The sequence below is a fragment of the Zymomonas mobilis subsp. mobilis ATCC 10988 genome, from assembly GCF_000175255.2.
In the GTDB taxonomy this organism is placed as follows: domain Bacteria; phylum Pseudomonadota; class Alphaproteobacteria; order Sphingomonadales; family Sphingomonadaceae; genus Zymomonas; species Zymomonas mobilis.
The window spans coordinates 547,667-573,371 of record NC_017262.1; the positions used below are offsets into that span (position 1 = coordinate 547,667).

Below are 25,705 nucleotides of genomic sequence, written 5' to 3' on the forward strand. Positions count from 1 at the left end.
GTAAAAACAGCTCCTCTTTGGATTTAAAAAATCATTTAAAGCACAAAGTATTTTAAACTTAAATTATTTAATTTTATAAAAAATTATAATTAAATAATTTAATACATCAAATATGTTATTACAGTTATTGGTTTTGTCATGAAAAAATAGCCTTTCTCCAAGATGAACAAAAAAGACCAAAGAAATATTATTCTTCATATAAAATATAAAAAATATTGGGATGGGGACTGAAAACAAAGATTTTTTGTTCTGATAAAAAGGACAAAAGCTTTCTGCACTTCGCGCCGTTTGATTATGGATAGAAAAATCACTTTCAAAAGATAAAGATTTATAGCGGCATTACATCATTAAGATGTTACGCGTCATCTCATGATAAAACAGTGTCATCATTCTCTAGAAAGAATGGCTTTCAACGCGTCTTTTAGCTAATATTTTTAAATAGAGCGTCTAAAAATTTGCGCCTAATACTATTTAACTAATTAGCTGAATATCTATTCAACCAAACAGAGGTTTTAAATCTCAAACTAAACTACGGGCTTTTTCGGTAATTTTATTTATGCCTCTAGTTCAAGGCATATTTTCAGATGGATTGCCCTCATCCTCACCGGCTGGAATATTTTGAGTATTCGAGGCTGCCAAGCTCGATAAATCAGGCAAAGGCAGCTTAACACTGCCTCCGGGTGAAACGCCCAATTCTGCCAGAGGATCACGGGGCGGATCTTTCTCCAATACATCCAGATTAACGCGCCCGTTCATATCCATTTCTACTTCACTATTCGCCATCGCCGCAGTCTGATCTTCCTTTGGTGCTAAACTAAGCAAGAATGCTGCAAAAGAGACGAGCAAAACCACACCCGCAAGACCGGTCAGGCCAACTTTAATGCGTTGACCGCTTTGGTTATCTGGAAATTTGGGGCGTTTATTGGGCATAGAAAAAGATCGGATACTTCCTGAAAGACGAATACTATATCTCAAACATTATAACGGCAAGGAAAGCAACTATTTAGCCAGCCATTCTGGAACAGGCAGATCATGCGCAATCAGCCAATGGCGATTATATAAAGTCGAGAGATAGCGTAATCCAGAATCGGCCAAAATCGTAACAATCGTTTTTCCGGGGCCTAATTCTTTTGCGAGTTTAATGGCACCTGCGATATTGATCCCCGACGACAGCCCAACAGACAACCCCTCTTTTTGAAGCAACTGATAGATTTGCGCCAAACCTTCCTGATCGCTAATTAAAAACTGGTTATCAACCGGTGCGCCATCAAGATTGCCTGTAATCCGACTTTGACCAATCCCTTCGGCAATAGAATGCCCCTCTGCCCGCAATTCACCGCTAGTATAATAATTATATAAAGCGGCCCCATACGGGTCAGCCAACGCCACCACAATATCGGGATTATGCTCTTTCAGACCTAATCCGGTTCCGGCAAAGGTACCGCCCGTTCCGGCTGCACAGATAAACCCGTCAATATGCCCTTCTGTCTGCGCCCAGATTTCCTGCGAAGTTGTTTTAATATGCGCCATTCGGTTTGCCAGATTGTCAAACTGATTCGCCCAGATCGCGTTATCTGTCTCCTGCGCCAGCCGCCGCGACATATGAACATAATGGGCGCTATTGGAATAAGAGGTTTCCGGCACCAAGACCAATTCAGCCCCCAAGGCCTGAAGGGTCGCAATCTTTTCCGAACTTTGGGTTTCCGGCATGACAATAATGGTATGATAGCCTTTGGCTGCTCCGACCAAAGTTAACCCAATTCCGGTATTGCCGGTTGTGCCTTCAACAATTACGCCGCCGGGTTCAATAATCCCCTGCTCTTCTGCATCTTCAATAATCGACAAAGCGGCTCTATCTTTGATAGATCCCCCAGGATTAGTAAATTCACATTTGGCATATATATTACACCCTGTCAGCTCGCTGGGGCCTTTCAGCCTAACAAGCGATGTGTTGCCAATCATGGAAAGAATATTTTCGGCCTTTTTAGGCACAGAAGAAGATGCAATGTTCATAGCGTTTCTTTCATAGCGGAGCTATGGCCGGAGCCAAACAGGGTTTTGACAGAAAACTCTATAGAATAGTATCAACAACGCATATAATTTTCATTAAAGATAGGTTGGGTGCTGACAGAAAGGTTACACTTCGCTATCGGCTAAAATATGACCGAAGAAAACAGCAGCATAACCGCCGAGACTGTGGCCAGTCATGGCTTATCCCCCGAAGAATATGACACCATTAAGCAGGCACTGGGCAGAACGCCTAATTTGGTGGAATTAGGCATTTTTTCTGCCATGTGGTCAGAACATTGCTCTTATAAAAGTTCAAGGAAACATTTAAGAGAGCTGCCGACCACAGGTTCGCAAGTCATTTGCGGCCCCGGTGAGAATGCCGGTGTTGTCGATATTGGTGATGGGCAAGCCGCCATTTTCAAAATGGAAAGCCATAATCATCCCAGTTATATCGAACCCTATCAGGGTGCCGCCACCGGCGTTGGTGGTATTTTACGAGACGTCTTTACAATGGGCGCCCGTCCGGTTGCAAATTTGAACGCGCTTCGTTTTGGCAGCCCGAAACACCCGAAAACACCGCATTTGGTTTCAGGCGTTGTCGCTGGTATTGGCGGCTATGGCAACTGTGTTGGTGTTCCAACGGTTGGCGGTGAAGTCAATTTTCATCCGGCTTATGATGGCAATAATCTGGTGAACGCCATGACGGTTGGCGTCGCCGAAACGAACAAGATTTTCTATTCTGCTGCATCGGGCGCAGGAAACCCGATTGTTTATGTTGGTTCTAAAACGGGTCGTGACGGTATTCACGGCGCAACGATGGCTTCTGCCGATTTTGGTAAAGATGCCGAAGAAAAACGTCCAACGGTACAGGTGGGCGATCCCTTTTCTGAAAAACTCCTTATTGAAGCCTGCTTGGAATTGATGGCGTCTGATGCCATCGTCGCTATTCAGGATATGGGCGCCGCTGGTCTCACTTCCTCTGCCGTTGAAATGGCTTCCAAGGGTGAAGTCGGCATTGAATTAGACATGGATATGGTGCCTTGCCGCGAAGAAGGCATGACTCCTTATGAAATGATGCTTTCCGAATCACAGGAACGCATGTTGATGGTCTTAAAGCCTGGACGTGAAGCCGAGGCAGAAGCCATCTTCAAAAAATGGGAACTTGATTTTGCTATCATCGGTCGCGTCACCGACAGCAAACATATGGTTCTGACATGGAAAGGGGATATTGTTTGCGATATTCCTTTGGCACCGCTCGCCGATAATGCCCCTTGCTACGATCGCCCTTGGGTTGCAACGCCCAAAGCCAAGGCCTTAGACGTTGTTCCTGCATCCGGTTCTATCACTGACAATCTGGTAACCTTGGTCGGTTCTCCAGATCTTGCCAGCCGCCGCTGGATCTGGGAACAATATGATAATATGGTTGGTGCCGACACCGTTCAATGTCCGGGTGGTGATGCCGCGGTTGTCCGAGTCCACGGCACCGAGAAAGCCTTGGCGATGAGTGTTGATGTCACGCCGCGCTATTGCCGGGCTGATCCCGAAGAAGGCGGCAAACAGGCCGTTGCCGAATGCTATCGCAATATTACAGCGGTGGGTGCTTTGCCTTTGGCTTCAACGGACTGCCTGAATTTCGGTAATCCTGAACGCCCTGAAATTATGGGTCAAATCGTCGGTGCGATTAAAGGAATCGGTGAAGCCTGCCGCGCCTTGGATATGCCCATCGTTTCAGGCAATGTTTCACTCTATAATGAAACACGTCAGGATGATAGTAGTAGCCTTGCTATTTTGCCCACGCCTACAATCGGTGGTGTCGGCCTTCTGCAGGATTGGCGGGATAGCACAACCATTGCCTTTAAAAATACCGGCGAAGAAATCTATCTGGTCGGTAATAGCGGCCAAGGCCATTTAGGTCAGTCGATCTGGCTGCGTGAAATAGCCGGTCGTGAGGAAGGTACCGCCCCATCCGTTGATCTGGCACAGGAAAAAGCCACGGGCGATTTTATCCGTGCTATGATTCAGGACGGAATGCTCTGCGCTGTTCATGACATCAGTGATGGTGGCTTGGCAGTTGCTTTGGCTGAAATGGCTTTGGCGGGTAATATCGGCGCTACTGTCGAAGCGCATGATAAAGCCATTGCAGAACATGCCTATTATTTCGGTGAAGATCAGGGACGCTATTTGGTCTCTTCGACCAATGCCGTAGCTTTGGTTTCTGCCGCTGAAAAAGCAGGTATTCCGGTATTCCGTTTGGGTGTCACGGGTGGCGATGCTGTAGTTTTAAACAGCCAGTCGGTTTCACTTGAAAAATTACGGAAATCTCATGAGGCTTTTCTGCCTGAATTGATGCAATAAATAGCCCTTAAAAACGGATATTAAAAAGGGCTTGGATTTTTCCAAGCCCTTTCTTTTTTCAATAACCAAACTTCAATTTTTACCCTGCATGGGGTCGGCCAATGCCATGATAAACCAGTCCAGCCTTTTTCGCTTCTTCTTCCGTGTAAATATTCCGAAGGTCGAGTAATAATGGTGTTTTCAGCAATCCGGCGATACGCTTCAAATCCAATGCTCGAAAAGCATCCCACTCTGTAACAATCACCAAAGCTTCGGCCTTTTCTGCGACTTTATAAGGCTCATCTTCAAAAACAACATTCGGCAATAACGGGCGCGCCTGCACCATACCTTCTGGGTCATAGGCATGAATAATCGCTCCCGCATCTTCTAATCCCTGAATAAGGGCTAAAGAAGGCGCATCACGCATGTCATCGGTATTTGGCTTAAACGTTAACCCTAAAAGACCAATTTTTTGGCCTCTCATATCTTTGCCAATCGCCTGTAAAACCTTCCGGGCCATCGCTCTTTTGCGAATATTGTTGGCGGTCACGACTGATTCCACCACACGCAGAGGGGTTGCAAAATTTTCGGCCGTTTTCAAAAGGGCTAAGGTATCTTTTGGGAAACAAGACCCTCCATATCCGGGGCCTGCATGTAAAAATTTGGAACCAATACGATTGTCCGCACCAATCCCACGGGCAACATCTTGAACATCCCCGCCAACCGCTTCACATAAATCAGCCATTTCGTTGATAAAGGTAATCTTCGTCGCCAAAAAAGCATTGGAAGCATATTTTATTAATTCAGCCGATCGACGACTGGTAAATAAAATAGGCGACTGGTTCAGATAGAGCGGCCTATAAATTTCCTGCATAATCTCGCGGGCTTCAGGATTTTCTGTCCCGATAACAATACGATCAGGACGCTTAAAATCGCCAATAGCCGCACCTTCCCGTAAAAATTCAGGATTAGATGCTACCCAGATTTTTTTATCAGGCGCAATTTCTCGGATAATACGCTCGACTTCGTCCCCCGTCCCCACAGGAACCGTTGATTTATCGACCACCACCGTATTGTCTGAAACAGAAGCGGCTATTTCTTTCGCCGCTGCAAAAACATAGGATAAATCAGCATGGCCATCGCCTCGACGTGAAGGTGTGCCCACTGCAATAAAAACCGCATCCGCGTCTTTAACAGAAGAAGCCAAATCGTTGGAGAAGGAAAGCCGCCCAGCCTTAACATTATTGGCAACCATATCCGCAAGACCCGGCTCATAAATCGGCATAACGCCTTTTTGTAATAGCGCTATCTTCTCTTGGTCATGGTCAACACAGATGACATTATGACCGAAATCAGAAAAACAGGCGCCGGAAACCAGCCCGACATAGCCGGAACCGATCATGGTAATGCGCATAAAATTCTTATCCTTCTCCAGACCTGAACGGATAGCGCCTTATTCAGGTTTTGCTCTTTAGTCTTTTGCTAAAGTCATTTTTCCAAGACGAGCATAAAAGGGCTGGAGATTTTTCAGAAAGCAAGAATTCCTCCCCTTCCGATCTATCTCCTAAAAAGCCCTCAAATCAGTTTATAAAAAGAAAACTGTGACAGGGATATGAATAGAAAGGATCAATCCCCTAGATATTCAGCCCAACAATGGGGTGTTTCATAAACGGTAACGGCCGCCAACAGCGGCAAATCATTTTTGATTTTACGCCATATCCACTGGGAAATATTTTCAGCTGTTGGATTTTCCAAACCCGGAATATCATTCAAACAATAATGATCGAGCTGTTTCAGTACAGGGCCAAAGATATGCTCGACATCAAAAAAATCGACAACAAAACCGGTTTCAGGATTAACGGCCCCTTCCAGTCGCAACTCAACCCGATAACTATGACCGTGTAACCGACGGCAACGATGGGTTTCCGGCACATGCGGCAGACGATGCGCGGCCTCGAAAGTAAAGGCTTGCGTGATTCTCATATTTTTCTCGTGTCAGGTTAGAAGTTGATTCTTCGGTGAATAACCGGAACTCTCAAAATAATATAAGCCTTATAGCGACAAATCCTCGGAATATGCGTCTTTTTTCACTTTAATTTAAATAAACTAAATATCAAACTTTTTATTGTGAAGGAAAAATGCTCAATAAAATTGCTAATGATAGTATTTTGCAATAGACAGCCCTAAAAAGCTCTGCTAGATTTCAAATACCCACTAAGAATGATGAAGGCAGGAAAATGCGGAATTTAATGTCACTTTTTGTTGCAGCGGGTATTTTGGCGATGGCACCGGCAAGCTATGCTCAGGCGTCCGCACCGAAATCAGCAAAAATGAAATGTCAGTGTCATTGTAAAAAAGGATGCTGTCATCACCATTCCGATCATCGAATGCATCATCACGATGAACCCAGTCCCAACACTCCAAAAACTGAAAGCTGATCTCTGATGTCCTAATTCTACCTTACCCTACTCTTTGCAGAATATAGTCAACCCGATAAAAGCCGGATATTTATATCCGGCTTTTATTGTTTCAGCACTTAGCCTGATAGATTATCTTCTAGAAGAAGGATCACTCTGGATTGATTTTTTCATCGACAAAAAGATCAGCTCATGACATTTTCTACACTGATCCTTTCAGGAGAATTTTTTAATGCGTATTCTGCTCTCAGCTTTAACCGCCTTGGCGGTTGTTACCACCACCGCCGCCCCTGCATTCAGCGCACCTTGCCGCGATGGTCGTGGCCGTTTTGTCAAATGCGACGCTAGAAGACCCCTCCCGCCAAAACGCTGCCGCGATGGCCGCGGTAAATTCGCCAAATGCGATCTTGGTCGTGATGGCGACCGTCGCGGGCCTCGTGATGATCGCGGGCCTGACAATCGCGGCCGTTAATCCGGCAAAGGGGCTGACCAAGGTCAGCCTCTTTTTTTACTCTTTATCCTCCATTCTTGGCGTAATTTCCAAGATGGGTGGTTCTTTGATCTCCTGTTCTTTGGTCTCAATATTCAATTCGCGAAATTTACGCGCCGTCACCAAAACACGGGATTCGAAAGAGCCGACAAATTTATTATAATTTTTAACGCTATTTTCTAAACTATTGCCCAAAGCCCGCATATGGGCATCAACCTTGGCAATGCGTTCATATAACTCTTTACCTAATTCACCGATTTTTCTTGCATTATGGGCAATATCCTCTTGCCTCCAAACAGCCGCTACCGTGCGGGCAATGGCAATCAAATTCGTTGGCGTTGCCAATAACACCCGCTTTTGAAAGGCATATTCCCATAGATTATGGTCTTGCTCCAAAGCAGCGGATAAGAAATGCTCACCCGGAATAAACATGATGACGTAATCGGGGGCTTCTTTGAACTGATCCCAATAATTTTTCTGGCTCAATCCATCAATATGCGCTTTGATTGCCTTGCTATGAGCTTGCAAATAAAGCTGCCTTTTATCCTCATCGACCGCATCATAGGCATCCTGATAGGCATTCAGGGAAACCTTGGAATCCACGACCAAAATCGAACCATTCGGGATTCGGATAATCGCATCTGGCCTTAACCGGCCTTTTTCACTATTAACGCTGACTTCGGTTTCAAAATCGACATATTCACTTAAACCACAGCTTTCCAAGACATTGCGAAGCTGCTGTTCGCCCCAACATCCACGCGCTTTTGGAGCCGTTCTCAACGCATTGACCAGCTTATTGGCCTCGTTTTTAACGGCTTCTTGTCCCTCTCTCATGGTAGAAACCAATGCCGTCAGACTACCATATTCCGTCTGTCTTAACTGCTCCGCTTCTTTTACCGAGGCTTCATAGCGTTTCAGACTGTCTTTTACGGGTTGTAATAATAATTCAAGCTTGGCCTCACCCTCGCGCTCGGATTTAGCAAAGCGCATCTGGGCTTGTTCCAAAAATTGGCCATGGGCTTTTTCAAGGGTTTTCGCCGCCAAACTATCAAATTTCTGCGACAGAGCGTCTTCCGTGGCCTTCAACTGTTCAATTTGTTGGCGATAAGCTTTTTCGCGCTCTTCTTCGCCACGCTTATTGGCAGCCTGCTCCGCCATCAATAGCGAAGCTTTTTCGCGCCAGCTTTCTACCGCCTGTTCCAAAGCCGGTATTCTTCTTGCCTGTTCTTCTGCTTTTGCCCCTTCCAAGACCCGTGCCTGCAAGCCATCTAAGGCTGTTTTTTGTTGCCGGATATACCAAAGAAGCGGCAAGCCTGCGATTATCAACCCGAATAAAAAAGCCAGAAAAGGCAAAAAAGCGGTCATTCTCTATCCATTTTAAAAAGAAGCCGGAAGGCAAAAACAAGGTTCAAGCTTTCCGGTCACAGGCTTCTTTTGATTCTCAGAAACTCAGTAGGAATCTTCCCGTAATTTCCGCTCTTTCAACAGTTTCTTCATCAACATGCCACGCTTCAACCGCGATAAATGATCAATGAATAAAATGCCTTCCAAGTGATCCATTTCATGCTGAAGACAGGTTGCCAACAAACCTTCAATCCGCTCTTCATGGAAATTACCGTCTCTATCCTGCCATTTGGCATTGATAACGGAAGGTCTTCTCACTTCGGCATATTGATCGGGGACAGATAGACAGCCTTCATTATAAAGGCGTTTTTCTTCGCCTTCCGGTGTCAATTCGGGATTGATAAAGACCATCGGGTTGCGCTTGGCTTCGCCACCTTCTTCGGGCTGCTGTAAATCAATTACCAATAATCTTTTGGCAACGCCGACCTGAATAGCCGCCAATCCGATGCCGGGGGCTTTATACATAGTTTCAAACATGTCATCGATCAGACGCTGCAAATTGTCGTCAAAGACTTCGACCACAGTCGATTTTTCACGCAAACGCGGATCAGGTACTTCCAGAATGGGCAATAAAGCCATAATTACTTTCTCAAAATAAAGGTCATGATACAGGTCGTCTGGCACGCAAAGCTTGCGCTAAAGTGCCATCATCTAAATAGTCAAGCTCCCCTCCTACAGGAAGACCATGCGCCAATTGGGTAATTCTTACCGGATATTTTTCTAAACAATCCGTTATATAATGCGCGGTCGTCTGGCCTTCTAACGTGGCATTCATGGCCAAGACAACCTCTTTAATTTTTCCCGATTGAACCCGCTTCACAAGGGCATCAATCGACAGATCTTCGGGCGTTATCCCATCCAAGGCCGATAACCGCCCGCCAAGGACATGAAAGCGTCCCGCAAATAGACGTGACCGATCAAGCGCCCATAAATCAGCAACCTCTTCAACCACACACAGCAAGGCATCATCCCGCTTGGGGTCGGAACAGATCGAACAAGGATTGCAGCTATCAATATTGCCACATTCGGGGCAGATAACCAGCGACTGCTGCACCTCATCCAAAGCCTGCGCCAGATTATAAAGTGCGGTTTCTCTCTTTTTAATCAGATACAACGCCGCCCGCCTTGCTGATCGCGGGCCCAATCCGGGCATAACAGCCAGACTCTTGATAAGATTTTCTATAGGAGAAGCAGACATCTTTTATCAGATAAACCTTTATACAAAAATCGGTAGGGGCTTTCCGGCAGATAAAAAGCCAAAAATGCGGTTATTTTTTAAGTATTTGTAAAATTACCGCTATTCACCGCTTGCAATATGCGGCCATGCGCGCTTTTTCTCGCAACATGAAAATTATTTTTATGGGAACCCCCGATTTCGCCCTACCGACATTAAACGCCTTGGTTGATGCCGGACATGAGATAGTGGCTGTCTATTCCCAGCCCGCCAGACCTGCCGGACGCGGCAAAGCACCCCGCCCTTCTCCGGTTGAAAAACGGGCAAGGGAATTGGGCTTAAATGTCTATACGCCTGTTTCTCTGAAAGAAGCCGAAACACAGAAAATATTTGCTGATCACCAAGCCGATGTTGCGGTTGTCGCGGCCTATGGCCTGTTATTACCCAAGGCCATTCTTGAAATGCCGCGCCTTGGTTGTTTAAATGTGCATGGCTCTCTTCTCCCAAAATGGCGCGGCGCAGCCCCTGTCCAACGGGCGATCCTTGCTGGTGATCAAGAAAGCGGCGTAACTATCATGCAGATGGATCGCGGCCTTGATACCGGAGCAATGCTCAAAATAGAAAAAACGCCGATAGCGGATAAAAATGCGGGTGCTCTTTCGGACGAAATTGCCCATATCGGGGCAAAATTGATGGTCGAAGTGCTGGCACAGCCGGAACAATATCCGCCCGTCAAACAACCGGAAAGCGGCGAAAGCTACGCCGCTAAAATTGACAAAAGTGAAGCCTTAATCGACTTTTCCAAAGGTGCCGTGCAGACTGAACGGCAAATCCGCGCTTTTGCCCCCAAACCTGGGGCATTCTTCCTTTATAACGAGGAAAGAATACGCATCTTGGAAGCCCATGTCCAAAATCAGGCCGGTGCCGTTGGTGAAACGCTCGATGATCATCTGTTAATCGGCTGTGGCAGCGATTCTCTCCAACCGGTCATTGTCCAGCGCGCCGGACGAAAAGCCATGAAACTGGAAGATATGCTGCGCGGTTTCGCCATTCCACGGGGAACGCGTCTTTCATGAATCGCTATCGCCTTACCGTCGAATTTGACGGCCGGAACTTCATGGGCTGGCAACGTCAAAAACATGGGGCAACCATCCAAGGCTCTATCGAAGAAGCGGGCGCCTCCATCGCTGGACAACCTACCCCCGTTCAGGCCGCAGGCCGGACGGATGCCGGTGTTCATGGTTTGGCGATGACCGCCCATATTGACGTTGCCCGTGATTTTACTCCCTTTCGGCTAATGGAGGCTTTAAACGCCCGTTTAAAACCGCGCCCGATTGCTATTCTTTCTTGTGAACAGGTCGATCCTGAATGGCATGCACGTTTCTCCTGTATTGGTCGCCGCTATCTTTACCGGATTATCAATCGTCGACCGCCTCTAACCTTGGAAGCCGGACGGGCTTGGCATGTGATAAAGCCGCTGGATGCCGAAACGATGGATATCGCCGCGAAAAGGCTTATCGGCCTTCATGATTTTACAACTTTCCGCTCGGTGCATTGTCAGTCAAAAAGTCCGGTTAAAACCCTCGATCACCTTGATGTCAGACGCATAGGCGACCAGATCGAAATCACCGCCGCTGCGCGTTCTTTTTTGCATCATCAAGTGCGCTCAATGGTTGGCTGTCTTGTTTTGGTCGGCCAAGGTCAATGGACAGCCGATGATATGACCACTGCTTTAGAAGCGCGCAATCGTGCCGCCCTTGGCTTTAATGCGCCACCGGATGGCCTGTATTTTACGCAAGCCATTTATTGACTATAAGAAGCCCCATGACAGAGACCACGCAAAACGAAGACTTACCCTATACCCCCGTTGAAGATGGCATCCGTCTGGCACTTCGGGTAACCGCCCGTGCCAGTAAAACCGGCATCACTATGTTCGATAAAGATACCGCTGGGCGGGGACTGTTCCGTATCCGTGTTGCAGCACCTCCGGTTGAGGGGGCTTCCAATAAAAATCTGATGGCGTATCTCTCGAAAAGTTTTTCTGTCCCAAAAGGCGCAGTCAGGATAGAATCCGGCGAACATTCCAAAATCAAAATTTTACATATTGCGGGGGATGTCAAACGGCTGACAGAAATTGCAGAAGATTTCATCAAAAAGGTCAGCTAATCCTAGCTATGACCTTCTGAAAAATGTCTTCTCTCAATATGAGTAACGCCTCATAAGCCTTGAAAGACTAACAAAAATCGTCCCTTTTTTGTAACAGAATGGGACGGTTTTTATATTTCAGGCCAGATACTCCGCTATTCAATGCAGCATTCCAAACGGAATATTGATATAGGCGCAGGCCATCAAGCAGGCTTTAGAAAATCCCTCGCCAAGCAAACGGCAATAATTTACTGGCTATCCATAGATGATAAAGAAACTCCCCACCTCTCCGAAAATCGGCATGGTCTCTTTGGGCTGTCCAAAAGCCTTGGTCGATAGCGAACGCATCCTGACAAAACTCCGTTCAGAAGGCTATAATCTCTCGTCACAATATGACGAAGCCGATGTTGTCTTGGTGAACACCTGCGGCTTTATTGATTCCGCCAAGGAAGAAAGCCTTGATGCCATTGGTGAAGCCATGGCCGAAAATGGTCGGGTTATTGTTACCGGCTGCCTTGGCAATGAAGCCGACCGCATTCGGGAACGTTTCCCTGACATTCTGGCGATCACAGGTGCGCAACAATATGAAGAGGTCGTCTCGGCTGTCCATGACGCTGCCCCGATCGAAGCCTCACCCTATGTCGATTTGGTGCCGGAACAAGGCTTAAAACTCACACCGCGCCATTACAGCTATCTGAAAATCTCCGAAGGCTGTAATCATCGTTGCAGCTTCTGCATCATTCCTTCACTTCGGGGCGATCTGGTCTCTCGCCGTGCTGATGCCATTCTACGCGAAGCCGAAAAACTGGTTGCGGCAGGCACCAAAGAATTGCTGGTGATTGGGCAAGATAGCTCCGCTTATGGCGTTGATCTTCGTCATCAGGAATATCGTTGGAAAGACCGGATGGTAAAGGCCGATCTGACCGACCTCGTACGTGGATTGGGTGAATTGGGCGCATGGGTCAGACTGCATTATGTCTATCCCTACCCCCATGTCGATACTCTTATCCCGTTAATGGCGGAGGGTTTAATCCTGCCTTATCTGGACATCCCCTTCCAACATGCGTCTCCTTCTGTCCTAAAGCGGATGAAACGCCCCGCCAATGAAGTCAAAATACTGGATCGCCTTACAAAATGGCGTGAAATCGTGCCGGATATTGCCCTCCGTTCCAGCTTCGTGGTCGGCTTTCCCGGTGAAACAGAACAAGATTTCCAATATCTGTTAGATTGGCTGGACGAAGCCCAGCTTGACCGCGTCGGAGCTTTCCGTTTCGAAGCGGTAGAAGGTGCCGCCGCTAATGCTTTCGACGGCGCTGTTCCCGAAGAAGTCAAAAATGAACGTTATCAAAGGCTGATGGAAAAAGCCGCCCAAATTTCGGAAGCTAAATTGCAAGCCAAAATTGGCCGCGACATTGCGACCATTATCGACCGCACCGACGGTGAAGGCGGGGCTTCAGGTCGCAGCTATGCGGATGCACCTGAAATTGATGGCGAAGTTCATCTTCGCGATGCTGATGATCTAAAAATCGGTGACATCGTGACTATTCGGGTAGAAGATGCCGATGAACATGATCTTTTTGGGGTCGCGCTCTCCTAAAATATAAAGGGATAAAAACAACCATATCCCTTTTGTATTTTTGACAAAAATCCGGCTATAAACCTTGGAATAAAAACCGGATTTCAGAACAGTTTCAATAATCACCAGCTTGGTTATTGAAACTGTCTAAAGGAGCGTAAAAAATGCGTCTGTTCAAATCTTTACTGGCAGTCGACAAAGGCCAACCGGCACAAGAAATTATACCGGTTACGTCTGACGAATTCGAAACATTATTAGCCAAAAATAATGCCGATTTTGCACTGGCTGCCCAATTGGCGCATTTTTCCGGCCAAGCCGGTGAAAGCCTGCTTTTACCCGCCAATGATAAACAACCCGCACAAATTTTAGTCGGGGTCAGCGAAGAAAATTCAATCTGGGATTTAGCCAAATTGGCGAGCCTCCTACCAGAAGGCAGCTATCGCTTGCGCTCCGGCAATATTGAAAAACTGGCTTTTGGCTGGTTGTTGGCACAACATTATTTTGATCGTTACCGTTCCGATCATCCTGCGCGCGCTTCCCGTATTTTATTAGTCGATAGCGATCAAAGCGCCATTGACGACATTGTCGCCCAAGCCGAAGCCACCGCTTTAGTGCGTGATCTGGTCGATACGCCCGCTTGTGATTGCGGGCCCGCCGAATTGCAAAAGGCGGTCGAAGAAATCGCCACTATTTTTCAGGCGATCGTGACCACCACCCATGGGAAAGAATTGGATAGTAATTATCCGATGGTTACCGCCGTCGGACGGGCAGCCGCTCCTCACCGAGCGCCACGGCTGATCGAATTACAATGGGGTCGTCCTGAACATCCCAGAATAGCGATTGTCGGGAAAGGTGTCTGCTTTGACTCTGGTGGGTTAGATATCAAGCCCTCTTCTTCAATGCTTCTGATGAAAAAAGATATGGGCGGTGCGGCTCATGCCTTGGCATTATCCTATCTGATTATGGCGATGAAATTGCCTGTCCGATTGCATCTGGTCATTCCTGCGGTTGAAAATGCCGTTTCCGGTGATGCGATGCGACCGGGGGACATCCTGACCAGTCGGAAAGGCACAACCGTTGAAATCGGTAATACCGATGCCGAAGGCCGTCTGGTATTGGCGGATGCCCTGACCAAAGCCAGCGAACCTAATCCCGAATTGATTATTGATTTTGCCACTCTGACGGGGGCAGCTCGCGTTGCCCTAGGCACGGATTTACCCGCTCTTTTCGCCAATGATGATGAACTCGCGCATCAACTCGCCGAATCCGGCAACAAAGTTCAAGATCCCTTATGGAGACTGCCTTTATGGTCGGATTATCTAACGCTTTTGAAATCCTCGATCGCTGATATCAATAATGCGGGTAGCGGCGGCATGGCCGGCGCGATTACGGCAGCATTATTCTTACAGGAATTTGTTGGCGATTCCCTTAAATGGGCGCATTTTGATACTTTCGCATGGCAAGCAACGGCCAAAGCAGGCCGTCCAAAAGGGGGCGCCGCCTATGGTTTACGGGCGGCATGGCATATGCTGAAAAGCCGTTACATCCAAAATGGCTAAATTATTCAGTATCAGGATAATCCCTGATTAAGTTATCCCATCCTATCAGGGGACAATATTTCTATAATGAAGGATGAGGGAAGATGCCTAAAGTTGAACAGAAAATACCCGCTTTTTGTCTTACACAGAAATCATCTTCTCTCGATCCCAGAATCTATGCCTTTAAAGACGGCTTAGCCGATATTGCCTTAGCAGGCCGTCTTTTCTCTTCGCATTATGTCAAACCCATAACCCGCTTCTGCGGGGCAGCGGCTTGTCTGATGCGGAAACAGCCTTCAGAAGACAGCCCATCGGTCAGCCAAATTTTACCGGGCGAGGCTTTTGCCGTTCTCGAAATATCCGATAACTGGGTATGGGGATACAGTCTTGCTGACCATTATGTCGGCTATTTACCTTTACAAGCCTTATCACCTCATGCGCCTTTACCAGACAAAGCTTTTTATAGCGTCACGGCAATGCAAGGCATCGTTTTTTCCAAGGCTGACATAAAATCACAGCCGCGCCATTTTTGGTCTTTAGGCAGCCGCTTCCAAGGCGAGGAGGAAGGCAATTTCATTAAAAGCCCCTTTGGCTATATTCATAAACGCCATTGTTGCCTTTTAAATAACTTGGGAAAAACAAACAGCGATCCGGTCTCTTTTGCCGAAAAGATGATTGGCCTTCCCTATCTTTGGGGTGGACGCGGCGCAGGCGGGATAGACTGCTCGGGCCTTGTCCAGCTTAGCCTTCAGGTGACCGGACAGAAAGCCCCTCGCGATAGCGATATGCAACGCAGCCAATTAGGCCATGAAATCGCGCCTGATGCTTCGCTTTTACGAGGGGACTATATCTTTTTCGCGGGGCATGTCGGTATAATGGCCGATGAAAAAACACTGCTTCACGCCAATGCCTTTTCCATGAGCGTAACGCTTGAAGCTTTGTCAGATGTTGTTACACGCTTATCCAAAACAAACCCCTCGCCTATTCTGGCACGGCGGAGATTATAATTATGACGGCTCTTTTTATTGATGGTGGCGCAGGCACGACCGGCCTTGAAATTCGTGAAAGATTGGCTAATCGGCCTGAATTTTCGATTATCACTCTAAGTGAAGAAGATCGCAAAGACAGAAAAGCCCGTGAAGAGGCTTTAAATCAGGCAGATATCGTTATCTTATGCCTGCCAGATGATGCCGCAAAAGAAGCGGTTTCTATGGTTAAAAATCCCAAAACACGGATTGTTGATGCCTCAACCGCGCATCGGACAGCCAAAGATTGGGTCTATGGCCTCCCTGAATTAACAAAAGGTCAGAAAGAACGCATCCAATCTGCCCGTTTTGTCGCTAATCCTGGCTGTTATCCCAGCGGCTTTTTATCACTGGTTCGACCGCTGACGGAAACGGCCCTTATTTCGGATCAACAATTGCTGACTGTCCATGCGGTTTCAGGTTATTCCGGCGGTGGCCGTAAAATGATCGAAGCCTATGAATCCGGCACAAAACCGTCTGCATTCAAAGGCTATGGCCTTTCTCTTAAGCATAAACATATTCCCGAAATGCAGCATCATGCAGGACTGACAATGCCGCCGATTTTCTCTCCGGCAGTCTCTCCTTGCTATCGCGGCATGTTGGTGCATGTACCCCTATCAGCGGGTCTTTTTTCTCAAAAGGTCACGCTGGAAGACATTCATCATATTCTAGCCGCACATCATCAGGATTCCGCCACTATTCGGGTTAAACCCCTGTCAGAGTCACAGGATATGACTCAAATCGAAATCGAGCATTGCGCCAATAGTGACCGGATGGAATTATTCGTTTTCGGGAACGAAAGCACTGGCCAAATTCTATTGGTTGCCGCCCTTGATAATCTGGGGAAAGGCGCTGCCGGTGCCGCGGTGCAAAATATCAACCTGATGTCAGGCTGTCCTGAAACCAGAGGTTTAAGATTATAAAACCCTCCCCAAGACCTCTTTAAAGATTGGGTCTTGTAATAGCCTGTCACAAGCATAAAACCGCCTCGAAACAGGCGGTTTTGCTTGTAAGGTCGCTCATAAACCGCTTGCACCTGCTAGGATAATAGTCCTGTGTTGCTAAAAAAGAGTCCTGTCTTGAACGATTTTCTGAAAATAACGGCTGTTGCCGCCCTTTCCGTTATCGGTGCCAGCTCGGCTTCTGCCGATATTGTCAGTGATCGCTTCTCGGCGGTTACCGCGGCCGAACAGGCTTTCCGGCAACAACCCGATAATTCAGATATCCAGTTCAAACTGGGGCGCGCTTATCTGATGGCCGGACGTTATCTTTCGGCTTGGCAATGCCTGAACAAGCTGGTCTTGCGCGATCCTTATAATGAAAAAGCCCGCCTTTATATGGGTCTTGCGGCGATCGGCAATAATAACAAAACAGCCGCCCAAAGTATTCTATCACCGATCACAAAGGTGTCTCCTGTTGATCTTGGTCTGGCACTGACTTTGGCCGGACAACCAACAGAAGCGATCAAAAGGATGGAACCGCTTCTTTCAACGCCTTCCAATTCAGCTAGACTTCGACAGAATCTAGCCTTTGCTTATGCGATGGCAGAACGCTGGAATGATGCCTCAAAAATGGCAGGTCAGGATTTATCTGCCGATCAGGTCAATGCCCGCTTGTCCCAATGGAGCCGCGTTATCCGAGAAAAGAACGGTGCCGTTCAACTTCAGGCCTTTATCGGCGTGCCTCCTGCCAAGGATTATGGCTTTCTTTCTTCTACACCTGCCTCCAGTCCGGTAGTTCAAACGACTTCCCCTGTTATACCCCCAAAAACAGACAGCTCCGCACCCCGCCCGACAGTTAGCCCCGCTATAATGTCAGCATCTTCCTCGGCTCCGGTTACGCCTTCAATCTCACAACCAACCAAAACAGCGGCCATAGCAAACCCGATCCCTGTTCCTGCAAAGCCTGCGACACCTGCCCCAACCGCTCTTTCTAACGATCAAAATGGGCAGCATATAGCTACAGCGACATCCGCAACAACGGCACCGGCGACACGGCCAGCGGCAACATTGACGGCGGCGACCAATCCCAATGCGCCTTCAACCATTACCGAGATAGAGTTACCCTCGGCTAACAGCACGCAACCTGCCCCCAGAGCGTCCAGTAATCCAACTATCTCCGATAGCGATCGCATCAGTGACAATGCCCCAAAAACGCCTACGGTAACCGTCAAAGAGAAAATTGCTCCCCAACAGACAGCTCCAAGCCCCAAGAAAAGCCTCAATCTACCGATCAAAGAAATTCTGGCAGAAAATAAATCAACCAAAGCTACAGCGACAACAGCACCCAACAGTCCCGAGAAAAAAGAAAGCCTGCCTCAAAACACAGCAGCCCTGAAAGCGGACTCAAAAAAGGAAGACAAGGATTGCTCTTCTGCGACTTGTCATAATGTGACCTATCCGGCCATTCAGCTAGCCACCCATAAATTGCCGATTACTCCAGCGGCAACAGAACAAAGCCATAAGATATTACAGAGCATACAGGCGAAATTACCCAACGCAGCAAAATATAAAATCATCACCTATAGCGAAACAGGCAGTCCGGTCTATCGCCTCCTCCTGACTGGATTTGCGTCTGCCAAAGAGGCTCAGGAAAGCTGTAATAGCCTGATGAAAAAAGAGATTGCCTGTATGGCTTCCAGCTATAAAGAATCGGTTCCGACAACCAAATCCGTCAAAAAAACAAAATAGCCCTTCAATCTCGATAAAAGGCATTTTCTAAACAGGCGCGCATAGGCGGGACTGAATAAAGACGCTTGCCTGAATAGAATGGCTCTAGGACTGCCGTTTTTTCAAAACCAATTACCGAAAAATCCAGATGGCTTTATTGCCCCAAAGGCTTTCCGATCCGTCCACCCAAGGCCGCCTGATGGCCTTGAAAAATGGCTCTTCTTAGAAGACCTTTTTACTATTCCAAAAACTCATCTTTTTAATAAATACTTATTATTTCAAAGTATATCTTATTGATTATTCAGATCAATAAAGAAAAAAATAATTAAAAATACGTTATGTTTGTCAAAAATTATGCCTTGTCATATAAATTATCAATGATACTCCGTAGTATATATTTGTTTATTTCTTATTTAACATAATACACATAAAAGTTTTGCGAAATGACTGACCAGACAAAAGACGCCTCCCAAACACAGCCTTCCTCGGGGCAAATTCCTCCGCGTAAGTCTGGTAAATTATGGCTCATTATCGGCTGTATCCTTGTGATATGTGCTGGTTTTGGCGGTTTCCGCTTGTGGCATTATTTTGAACATAAAAATGATTTGCCCCCCCATATAGAAGGCAGCAATGGCCGTCTGGAAATGACTCGCTTTGATGTCGCGGCCAAATATGCTGGACGGATTACCGATTTGTCTTTCCATGAAGGCGATGTCGTTCAGACGGGGCAAATCCTTGCCCATCAGGACGATTCCGAACTTCGCGCCCAACGGGATGCGGCACAGGCCAATTTTGAACAGGCACAGGAATCGCTTCGCCGTGCTGAAGCCGAACAGGCGGCGGCTCATGCCTCAACCGGATTGGCGGCACAACAACTGATGCACACAAAACAAATGGTAGCACAGTCGTTGGTCTCGGATATGGAATTGCAGAACAGCCAAACTGCTTATACCACGCGCAAGCTCTCCGAAGAGGCCAGCCAACATAATGTGGCCGCTGCCAAAGAAGCCGTGAAAGCAGCCTCGGCACAAATAGCCCGTTTGGATGCCAATTTAGCAGAAATGACGATTCGAGCGCCTACCAGTGGACAAATAGAATATCGCATTGCGGAAAAAGGCTCGGTGCTTGGTCAGGGTGGTCGTTTGGCTTCTTTACTCGATCCGTCTGATATTTATCTGACTGTCTTTTTTGAATCTGCGGTTGCCGGAAAATTGCATGTCGGCGATGAAGCTCGCATCAAATTAGATGCGATGAATGATCGCCTTGTTCCGGCACAGATTTCTTTTGTCTCACCGGAAGCCCAATTTACGCCCAAATTTGTCGAGACAAAAACCGAGCGGGAAAAATTGGTCTATCGGGTCAAACTCCGCATTATGCCGGATACGGTTCATCGCCTCGGCGGTGTATTGAAAGCGGGTATGACCGGAATCGGCTATGTTCGGACAGAGCCTTCGGCACAATGGCCAAGCCTCAAGTCGGATCGGGGATGATACAATGGCAAAAAATTTTGCCGCTTCCGATTTCGCCGTTTCCATCCAGAATCTGACTCATCATTATGGCGATAACGAAGCCTTGCATCAGATTGATCTGGATCTGCCAGCCGGTCAAACTATCGGCTTGGTCGGGCCCGATGGCGTAGGCAAATCGACACTGCTTGGTATTATTTCGGGGGTAAAACGCCTTCAATCCGGAAAAGTCACCACACTTGATGCGGATATAGGACAAAAAAAACAACGCGAAGCCGTTCTGCCTCGGGTTGCTTTCATGCCGCAAGGTTTGGGGCATAACCTCTATCCGACTTTGTCAGTACAGGAAAATATCGACTTTTTCGCAAGACTGTTCGGTCTCGATGCCGAATATCGGAAAACTCGTATTGCCCAGCTTTTGGAAGCGACCAGCCTCGCCCCTTTCTTTGATCGTCCGGCCGGAAAATTATCCGGTGGTATGAAGCAAAAGGTTAGCCTCTGCTGCGCTCTTGTCCATAATCCCGATTTGCTTATTCTCGACGAACCGACCACCGGCGTGGATCCTCTGTCGCGGCAACAATTCTGGGAATTGGTCGATGCCTTACAAGCCGGTAATCCCTCGATGACGGTAATTGTCTCCACTGCTTATATGGAGGAGGCGGCTCGTTTTTCATGGCTGGTTGCCATGGATGACGGGAAAGTTTTGGCAAATGGCAAAACGACAGATATTCTAAAACAAACCGGCCAAGATACGGTTGAAAAAGCCTATATCTCTCTTCTGCCAGAAGAAAAACGTACCCAAGCCAGCGGTTTTTCAATTCCTCCCTATAAAAATACCGATCCAGAACCCGCTATCGAGGCCAATAACCTCACTTGTCGTTTTGGCTCTTTTACAGCGGTAGATAATGTCAGCTTTCGTATTGGTCGAGGCGAGATTTTCGGCTTTCTTGGTTCCAATGGCTGCGGCAAATCGACAACGATGAAAATGCTGACGGGTCTGCTGGACGCGACTAGCGGTACGGCCAAATTATTCGGCAAGCCAGTCTCTGCGGGGGATCTCAATACACGTATGCGGATTGGCTATATGTCACAGGCCTTTTCGCTTTATGAAGAATTGACGGTCAAACAAAATCTGGTGCTGCAATCGCGCCTTTATCGGGCAACTGAAAAAGAAACCGAACAACGTGTTGATGATGCGCTGGATAATTTTGAATTACGCCCCTTTGCCGATATCAGTCCGGCTGATCTCCCTTTGGGTATCCGGCAACGTTTGCAGCTTGCCGCTGCTTGTATCAATACCCCTGATATTCTCATTCTTGACGAACCGACCTCGGGCGTTGATCCGGCCGCGCGAGATATGTTCTGGCATCATCTGATCGATCTTTCCCGTAACAAGCATGTAACCATTTTCGTCTCAACCCATTTCATGAATGAAGCGGCCTGTTGTGACCGTATTTCCCTGATGCATCGCGGCCATGTGCTGGCGGTTGGCACACCAGATGAATTGATGAAAAAGCGGGGAGAAAAATCACTCGAAGCCGCGTTTATCGACTATCTCCAAGACCAAATGTCACAAGACAAAGATAACCGTGACAACCAGACCTCTTCCTCGAATGTCTCTCTTGAGAATATTTCGGATAATAAAAAAAAGGCGACGCCATCGCCTCTCTGGCATTGGTTGTCTTATGTCTGGGCTTTTGCAAGGCGCGAAAGCCTTGAACTATTAAGGGATAAATTACGCCTGACCTTTGCGGTTGCAGGGCCCATTATCCTGCTTTTGGTCTCGGCCTATAGTATTTCCTTTGATATCAATAAAATCAGCTTCACCGTCTGCGACCAAGATCAAAGTAACGAAAGCCGCAGCTTGGTCAAAACCTTCCAAGGCTCATCCTATTTCACAGAAAAAGCGGCCTCTTCCAGTATCGCTGAAATGAACAAACGCCTTAGTGATGGGACAGCACAGATGACACTTGATATTCCCGCCGGTTTCGGTCGGGATATCGAGGCCGGTCGCCATCCCTCTCTCGGTATCGGGATCAGCGGTGCGATGCCTTTTCTTGGGGCAAATATTCAATCCTATGCCACGAATGCCCTGTTACAATATGCCCAATTATCGGCACAGGGATTAACGCATAATGCGCCTTCTTCGCTGCCTTTTTCGATTGAACCCCGCTTTGTCTATAATCAGGAATTTCTTAGCATTTATACGATGGTGCCAGATACCATCATGCTGGCCTTAATTCTGATCCCGACCATGCTGACGGCGCTTGGCGTCGTTCGGGAAAAAGAAATTGGTTCAATTATCAATCTCTATGCCTCTCCGGCTTCAACCCGACAATATCTTATCGGGAAACAGCTTCCCTATGTTGCTATTGCGATGCTGGCCTATCTCTCGCTGGTGGTGCTGTCAGTCACGATTTTAGGCGTTCCTTTGAAGGGGTCTTTTTTGGCACTTTCCCTAGGCGCATTGCTCTATAATCTTGCTGCAACCGGCCTCGGCCTTTTGATCTCGACTTTTGTCAGCTCCCAAGTCGCGGCGATTTTCGGAACGGCCATTTTGTGCCTCATTCCGGCAGTCAATTTTTCGGGGCTGCTATACCCTGTTTCAACATTAACGGGCATTTCCTATCATGTTGGACGTTGTTTTCCGGCATCATGGTTCCAGCTAATCAGTCTTGGCAGTTTTACCAAGGGTCTTGGTTTTACGGCCTTTTTGACGATGTATGGGGCTTTGACGGGATTTGCCCTTCTCTATCTCGCCCTTGCCTGTGTCCTCCTTCGGAAACAGGAGCTATAAAAGATGAGACGTTGGCTAATCAATGTCGCGCTTTTATGCGCCAAAGAATTCAGAAGCCTTCTTTGCGATAAGGTTCTGATTGCCCTGATCGTCTTTGCGTTTACAGGCGGCGTTCTGGCCGTTGCCGATGGCGTCAAAGTCGAGGTTTCAAACGCCACAGTGGCGTTTATTGACCATGACCATTCGACACTCTCAAACCGATTGCGGGATGCTATTTTGCAACCCTATTTCAAACCGCCGGTTTTGACCAATACGCAACAAGCCGAAGATGGAATGGATAAAGGCGACTATATTTTCGCCATTGATATTCCGCCTAATTTCGAAAGAGATGTTCTCGCAGGACGAGAACCTTCTTTGCAAATCCGCGTTGATGCCACGGCAATGACACAGGCTGGATTAGGCACGGTCTATCTAACCGAAATTTTCTATCGCGAGATAAAAGCTGCTATTCCGCTGTCTTCGGCTACCTCGGCTTTACCCTTCCAAATCGACAGCCGGATTTACTTTAACCCCAATACCGAATCCTATCCTTTTATGTCGGTGATGCAGATCGTCACGAACATAACGATGCTTTCGATTATTCTCGTCGGGGCAGCCGTTATCCGTGAAAAAGAACATGGCACTATTGAACATCTGTTGGTTTTGCCTGTCAGCCCCAGCGAAATCGCTATGGCTAAAATTATCGCGAATGGCTGGGCTATTTTTATAGCCTCGATGCTGTCGCTCTGGCTGGTGGTGCATCTCTGGCTCGGGGTTCAATTATCAGGGTCTATCCTGCTTTTTGCGGTTTGCACTCTGCTTTATCTATTCTCGGTAACGGCCTTGGGGATTATGCTAGCCACAGTTGCCCCAACCATGCCGCAATTCGGTTTGTTGGTCGTGCCGGTTTACGCTGTTGCTTATCTTTTATCCGGTGCGGCGACGCCGGTCGAAAATATGCCGACCTCAATACAACATGCGGTCTATTTTCTGCCAACAACTCAATTCGTTAATATTGCACAGGCCATTCTTTATCGTGGGGCTGGTTTTGATGCCATTACCCAACCATTGGTCATCATTATCGCCGCCGGAATCCTGTTTCTTGCTTTCGCCCTTATCCGTTTCCGTTCTATGCTCACGAGCCAGTCCTGATGAAATTGACTTTTATCAAAAAAACATCCCTTTATTCGGGATTCATCGCCACCCTGATACTGGCTGCCTGTTCACCGTTTAAAACGCCAGTGCCACCTTCACAGGTAGCGGTGCCTTCACAATTCGCGCAAGCCGCTGCGGGACAGGCCAGCGATATATCGAAATGGTGGCTTGCTTGGAACGATCCTGCACTCACCAAGGTCATCGAAGACACGCTCAAGGCTAATCTTGATCTCCGCATTGCCCGCGATCATATTCAAGAGGCAAAATCTAACTTCAAAATGACCAAATCGTCATTGTCTCCGACGATTGGCGTTACCGGTAATATCGCAGGTGGTGGCACGGATTCCCGTAATCGCTATCTCAACAGTTTCAGTAATGATTCCAGCGATCCGACCTCAGTAGGCCATATCGCAGGTGTCACCGCCTCTTGGGATGCGGATCTCTTCGGTGCAAGACATGCCGATGCCAAAGCCGCCAAAGCCGAAGTCTTAGGACAGGAAGCCCAACTTCACCAGATACAAATGGCAATCGCGGCTGAAGTCGCCAGCTATTACACGGGCATCCAATGTCTACGGAAAAGACTGGCACTTATCGACCAACGCCTCATCCTGTTGGAGAATTTGAAAAGCTATACACAAGCAAGATTCAATGCCGGACAAGCGACTTTGTCGGATATCAAAGGCTTGGATGTGCAGATCAATATCTTACACAGCTACCGCCCCGATCTTGAATCTGCCATTGCAGCCTCATTGCGCCATATTGCTATTTTGGGTGGGAAAACGCCTGAAAATGTAGAAATAGCGATATCACCGGAATCCGTAACCCCTCCTGCTCCAGCTGGGGAATTACCCAGTACGGTTTTAAATCGGCGACCGGATATTGCCGCTGCCGAAGCCAATATCAATGCCGCTTTAAATCGCCTAAAAAGCGCCAAGGCTGATTTACTGCCTCGCTTTGGCCTCCAATTTTTTGGCGGCGATGGAAGAATTCGTTTTTCTGGTCTTTCCGGCTTTTCAAATTCAGGGGGCATTATGGCATTAACGGCCTATCTCCCGATTTTTACTGCTGGACGGGTGCACGCCCATATCGCTTTGGAAGATGCCAAACTTGATGAAGCGGTTGCCTTCTATGACAAAAAACTTTTGTCTGCCCTCACCGAAGTGGAAAATGCCTATCAGGCGCGTAGCAGTCAGGATAAGCGCATCATGCAGCTGTCACAGGCCTTGGCTACGACAGAACAAAATATCACAGTCGAACAAGGCCTTTATCAAGGCGGCAAGCATACGCTTCAAAATGTCTTGGAAACCAAACTGGATAAAGTGGACAAGGATGACAGCCTCATTCAAACCATCCAGCAACAACAAATGGCTACCATCAATCTATATTATGCCCTTGGTGGTGGATGGAGCTAAAATTCTTTCTTAAAATCGGAATTACTCTGCCTTTAAATGACGGAGTAATTCTGATTTTATGCCCATCCCGTTCCATTCAAATTTCTTTTTATTGAGACGACATTCCACAAATTT

The 25,705-nt window shown here is 47.5% G+C and carries 22 protein-coding genes; 15 read left to right on the forward strand and 7 right to left on the reverse strand.

Annotated features, from left to right (window positions below):
* Window positions 1–567: 567 nt before the first annotated feature.
* Window positions 568–930: a heme oxygenase-like domain-containing protein gene (locus tag ZMOB_RS02455; RefSeq protein WP_011240692.1), complete on the reverse strand. Its 363-nt coding sequence runs from the start codon at window positions 928–930 to the stop codon at window positions 568–570.
* A gap of 69 nt (window positions 931–999) precedes the next feature.
* Window positions 1,000–2,013: a cysteine synthase A gene (locus tag ZMOB_RS02460; protein WP_011240691.1), complete on the reverse strand. Its 1,014-nt coding sequence runs from the start codon at window positions 2,011–2,013 to the stop codon at window positions 1,000–1,002.
* A 147-nt stretch (window positions 2,014–2,160) separates the two neighbouring features.
* Here ZMOB_RS02460 and purL point away from each other — a divergent pair, with 147 nt between their 5' ends.
* Entirely contained in the window at window positions 2,161–4,365 is a 2,205-nt protein-coding gene (gene purL, locus ZMOB_RS02465; RefSeq protein WP_014500537.1) for a phosphoribosylformylglycinamidine synthase subunit PurL, read from the forward strand.
* 79 nt (window positions 4,366–4,444) lie between these two features.
* Here purL and ZMOB_RS02470 read toward each other — a convergent pair whose 3' ends face one another.
* Window positions 4,445–5,758, reverse strand: coding sequence for a UDP-glucose dehydrogenase family protein (locus ZMOB_RS02470; RefSeq protein ID WP_014500538.1), 1,314 nt, complete (start codon window positions 5,756–5,758; stop codon window positions 4,445–4,447).
* A 212-nt stretch (window positions 5,759–5,970) separates the two neighbouring features.
* Complete coding sequence (gene queD, locus ZMOB_RS02475; protein WP_011240688.1) at window positions 5,971–6,327, reverse strand: 6-carboxytetrahydropterin synthase QueD; 357 nt, start codon at window positions 6,325–6,327, stop codon at window positions 5,971–5,973.
* Window positions 6,328–6,581: 254 nt separating this feature from the next.
* Between queD and ZMOB_RS02480 the strand changes: the two genes are divergently transcribed.
* Both ZMOB_RS02480 and ZMOB_RS02485 read left to right on the forward strand, forming a co-directional pair.
* Window positions 6,582–6,782, forward strand: a complete 201-nt coding sequence (locus tag ZMOB_RS02480) for a hypothetical protein (protein ID WP_017466380.1) — start codon at window positions 6,582–6,584, stop codon at window positions 6,780–6,782.
* 211 nt (window positions 6,783–6,993) lie between these two features.
* Entirely contained in the window at window positions 6,994–7,233 is a 240-nt protein-coding gene (locus tag ZMOB_RS02485; RefSeq protein WP_012817133.1) for a hypothetical protein, read from the forward strand.
* Window positions 7,234–7,269: 36 nt separating this feature from the next.
* Here the strand turns inward: ZMOB_RS02485 and ZMOB_RS02490 are convergent, their stop codons facing one another.
* The 3 genes from ZMOB_RS02490 to recR form a co-directional block, all read right to left on the reverse strand.
* Window positions 7,270–8,616: a DNA recombination protein RmuC gene (locus tag ZMOB_RS02490; protein ID WP_012817134.1), complete on the reverse strand. Its 1,347-nt coding sequence runs from the start codon at window positions 8,614–8,616 to the stop codon at window positions 7,270–7,272.
* A gap of 84 nt (window positions 8,617–8,700) precedes the next feature.
* The gene (def, locus tag ZMOB_RS02495; RefSeq protein WP_011240685.1) at window positions 8,701–9,234 is read right to left on the reverse strand and encodes a peptide deformylase; all 534 of its coding nucleotides are present in this window, start codon (window positions 9,232–9,234) and stop codon (window positions 8,701–8,703) included.
* A gap of 22 nt (window positions 9,235–9,256) precedes the next feature.
* A complete protein-coding gene (recR, locus tag ZMOB_RS02500; RefSeq protein WP_011240684.1) occupies window positions 9,257–9,853 on the reverse strand; it encodes a recombination mediator RecR in 597 nt (198 codons plus the stop codon).
* Window positions 9,854–9,999: 146 nt separating this feature from the next.
* Between recR and fmt the strand changes: the two genes are divergently transcribed.
* The 12 genes from fmt (at window position 10,000) to ZMOB_RS02565 (ending at window position 25,591) form a co-directional block, all read left to right on the forward strand.
* A complete protein-coding gene (fmt, locus tag ZMOB_RS02505; RefSeq protein ID WP_014500539.1) occupies window positions 10,000–10,905 on the forward strand; it encodes a methionyl-tRNA formyltransferase in 906 nt (301 codons plus the stop codon).
* On the forward strand, window positions 10,902–11,639 hold the full coding sequence (gene truA, locus ZMOB_RS02510) for a tRNA pseudouridine(38-40) synthase TruA (protein ID WP_011240682.1): 738 nt from the start codon (window positions 10,902–10,904) through the stop codon (window positions 11,637–11,639). The genes fmt and truA overlap by 4 nt, the downstream gene beginning before the upstream one ends.
* 14 nt (window positions 11,640–11,653) lie before the next feature.
* On the forward strand, window positions 11,654–11,995 hold the full coding sequence (locus ZMOB_RS02515) for a DUF167 domain-containing protein (protein WP_014500540.1): 342 nt from the start codon (window positions 11,654–11,656) through the stop codon (window positions 11,993–11,995).
* Between the two features lie 244 nt (window positions 11,996–12,239).
* The gene (gene rimO / locus ZMOB_RS02520) at window positions 12,240–13,571 is read left to right on the forward strand and encodes a 30S ribosomal protein S12 methylthiotransferase RimO (RefSeq protein ID WP_014500541.1); all 1,332 of its coding nucleotides are present in this window, start codon (window positions 12,240–12,242) and stop codon (window positions 13,569–13,571) included.
* 143 nt (window positions 13,572–13,714) lie between these two features.
* Window positions 13,715–15,109 (forward strand): leucyl aminopeptidase family protein, encoded by a 1,395-nt coding sequence (locus tag ZMOB_RS02525; RefSeq protein WP_014500542.1) that lies wholly within the window; start codon window positions 13,715–13,717, stop codon window positions 15,107–15,109.
* Window positions 15,110–15,192: 83 nt separating this feature from the next.
* The gene (locus ZMOB_RS02530; protein ID WP_014500543.1) at window positions 15,193–16,095 is read left to right on the forward strand and encodes a C40 family peptidase; all 903 of its coding nucleotides are present in this window, start codon (window positions 15,193–15,195) and stop codon (window positions 16,093–16,095) included.
* A gap of 2 nt (window positions 16,096–16,097) precedes the next feature.
* Complete coding sequence (argC, locus tag ZMOB_RS02535) at window positions 16,098–17,036, forward strand: N-acetyl-gamma-glutamyl-phosphate reductase (protein WP_014500544.1); 939 nt, start codon at window positions 16,098–16,100, stop codon at window positions 17,034–17,036.
* Window positions 17,037–17,192: 156 nt separating this feature from the next.
* Window positions 17,193–18,803 (forward strand): tetratricopeptide repeat protein, encoded by a 1,611-nt coding sequence (locus ZMOB_RS02540; protein WP_252507302.1) that lies wholly within the window; start codon window positions 17,193–17,195, stop codon window positions 18,801–18,803.
* Window positions 18,804–19,225: 422 nt separating this feature from the next.
* Window positions 19,226–20,272: an HlyD family secretion protein gene (locus ZMOB_RS02550; RefSeq protein ID WP_014500546.1), complete on the forward strand. Its 1,047-nt coding sequence runs from the start codon at window positions 19,226–19,228 to the stop codon at window positions 20,270–20,272.
* Window positions 20,273–20,276: 4 nt separating this feature from the next.
* On the forward strand, window positions 20,277–23,045 hold the full coding sequence (rbbA, locus tag ZMOB_RS02555) for a ribosome-associated ATPase/putative transporter RbbA (RefSeq protein ID WP_014500547.1): 2,769 nt from the start codon (window positions 20,277–20,279) through the stop codon (window positions 23,043–23,045).
* 3 nt (window positions 23,046–23,048) lie between these two features.
* A complete protein-coding gene (locus ZMOB_RS02560) occupies window positions 23,049–24,176 on the forward strand; it encodes an ABC transporter permease (protein ID WP_014500548.1) in 1,128 nt (375 codons plus the stop codon).
* Window positions 24,176–25,591 carry an efflux transporter outer membrane subunit gene (locus tag ZMOB_RS02565; protein WP_014500549.1) on the forward strand — a complete coding sequence of 472 codons (1,416 nt, stop codon included), beginning with the start codon at window positions 24,176–24,178 and terminating at the stop codon, window positions 25,589–25,591. Before ZMOB_RS02560 ends, ZMOB_RS02565 begins: the two co-directional genes overlap by 1 nt.
* Window positions 25,592–25,705: the final 114 nt, after the last annotated feature.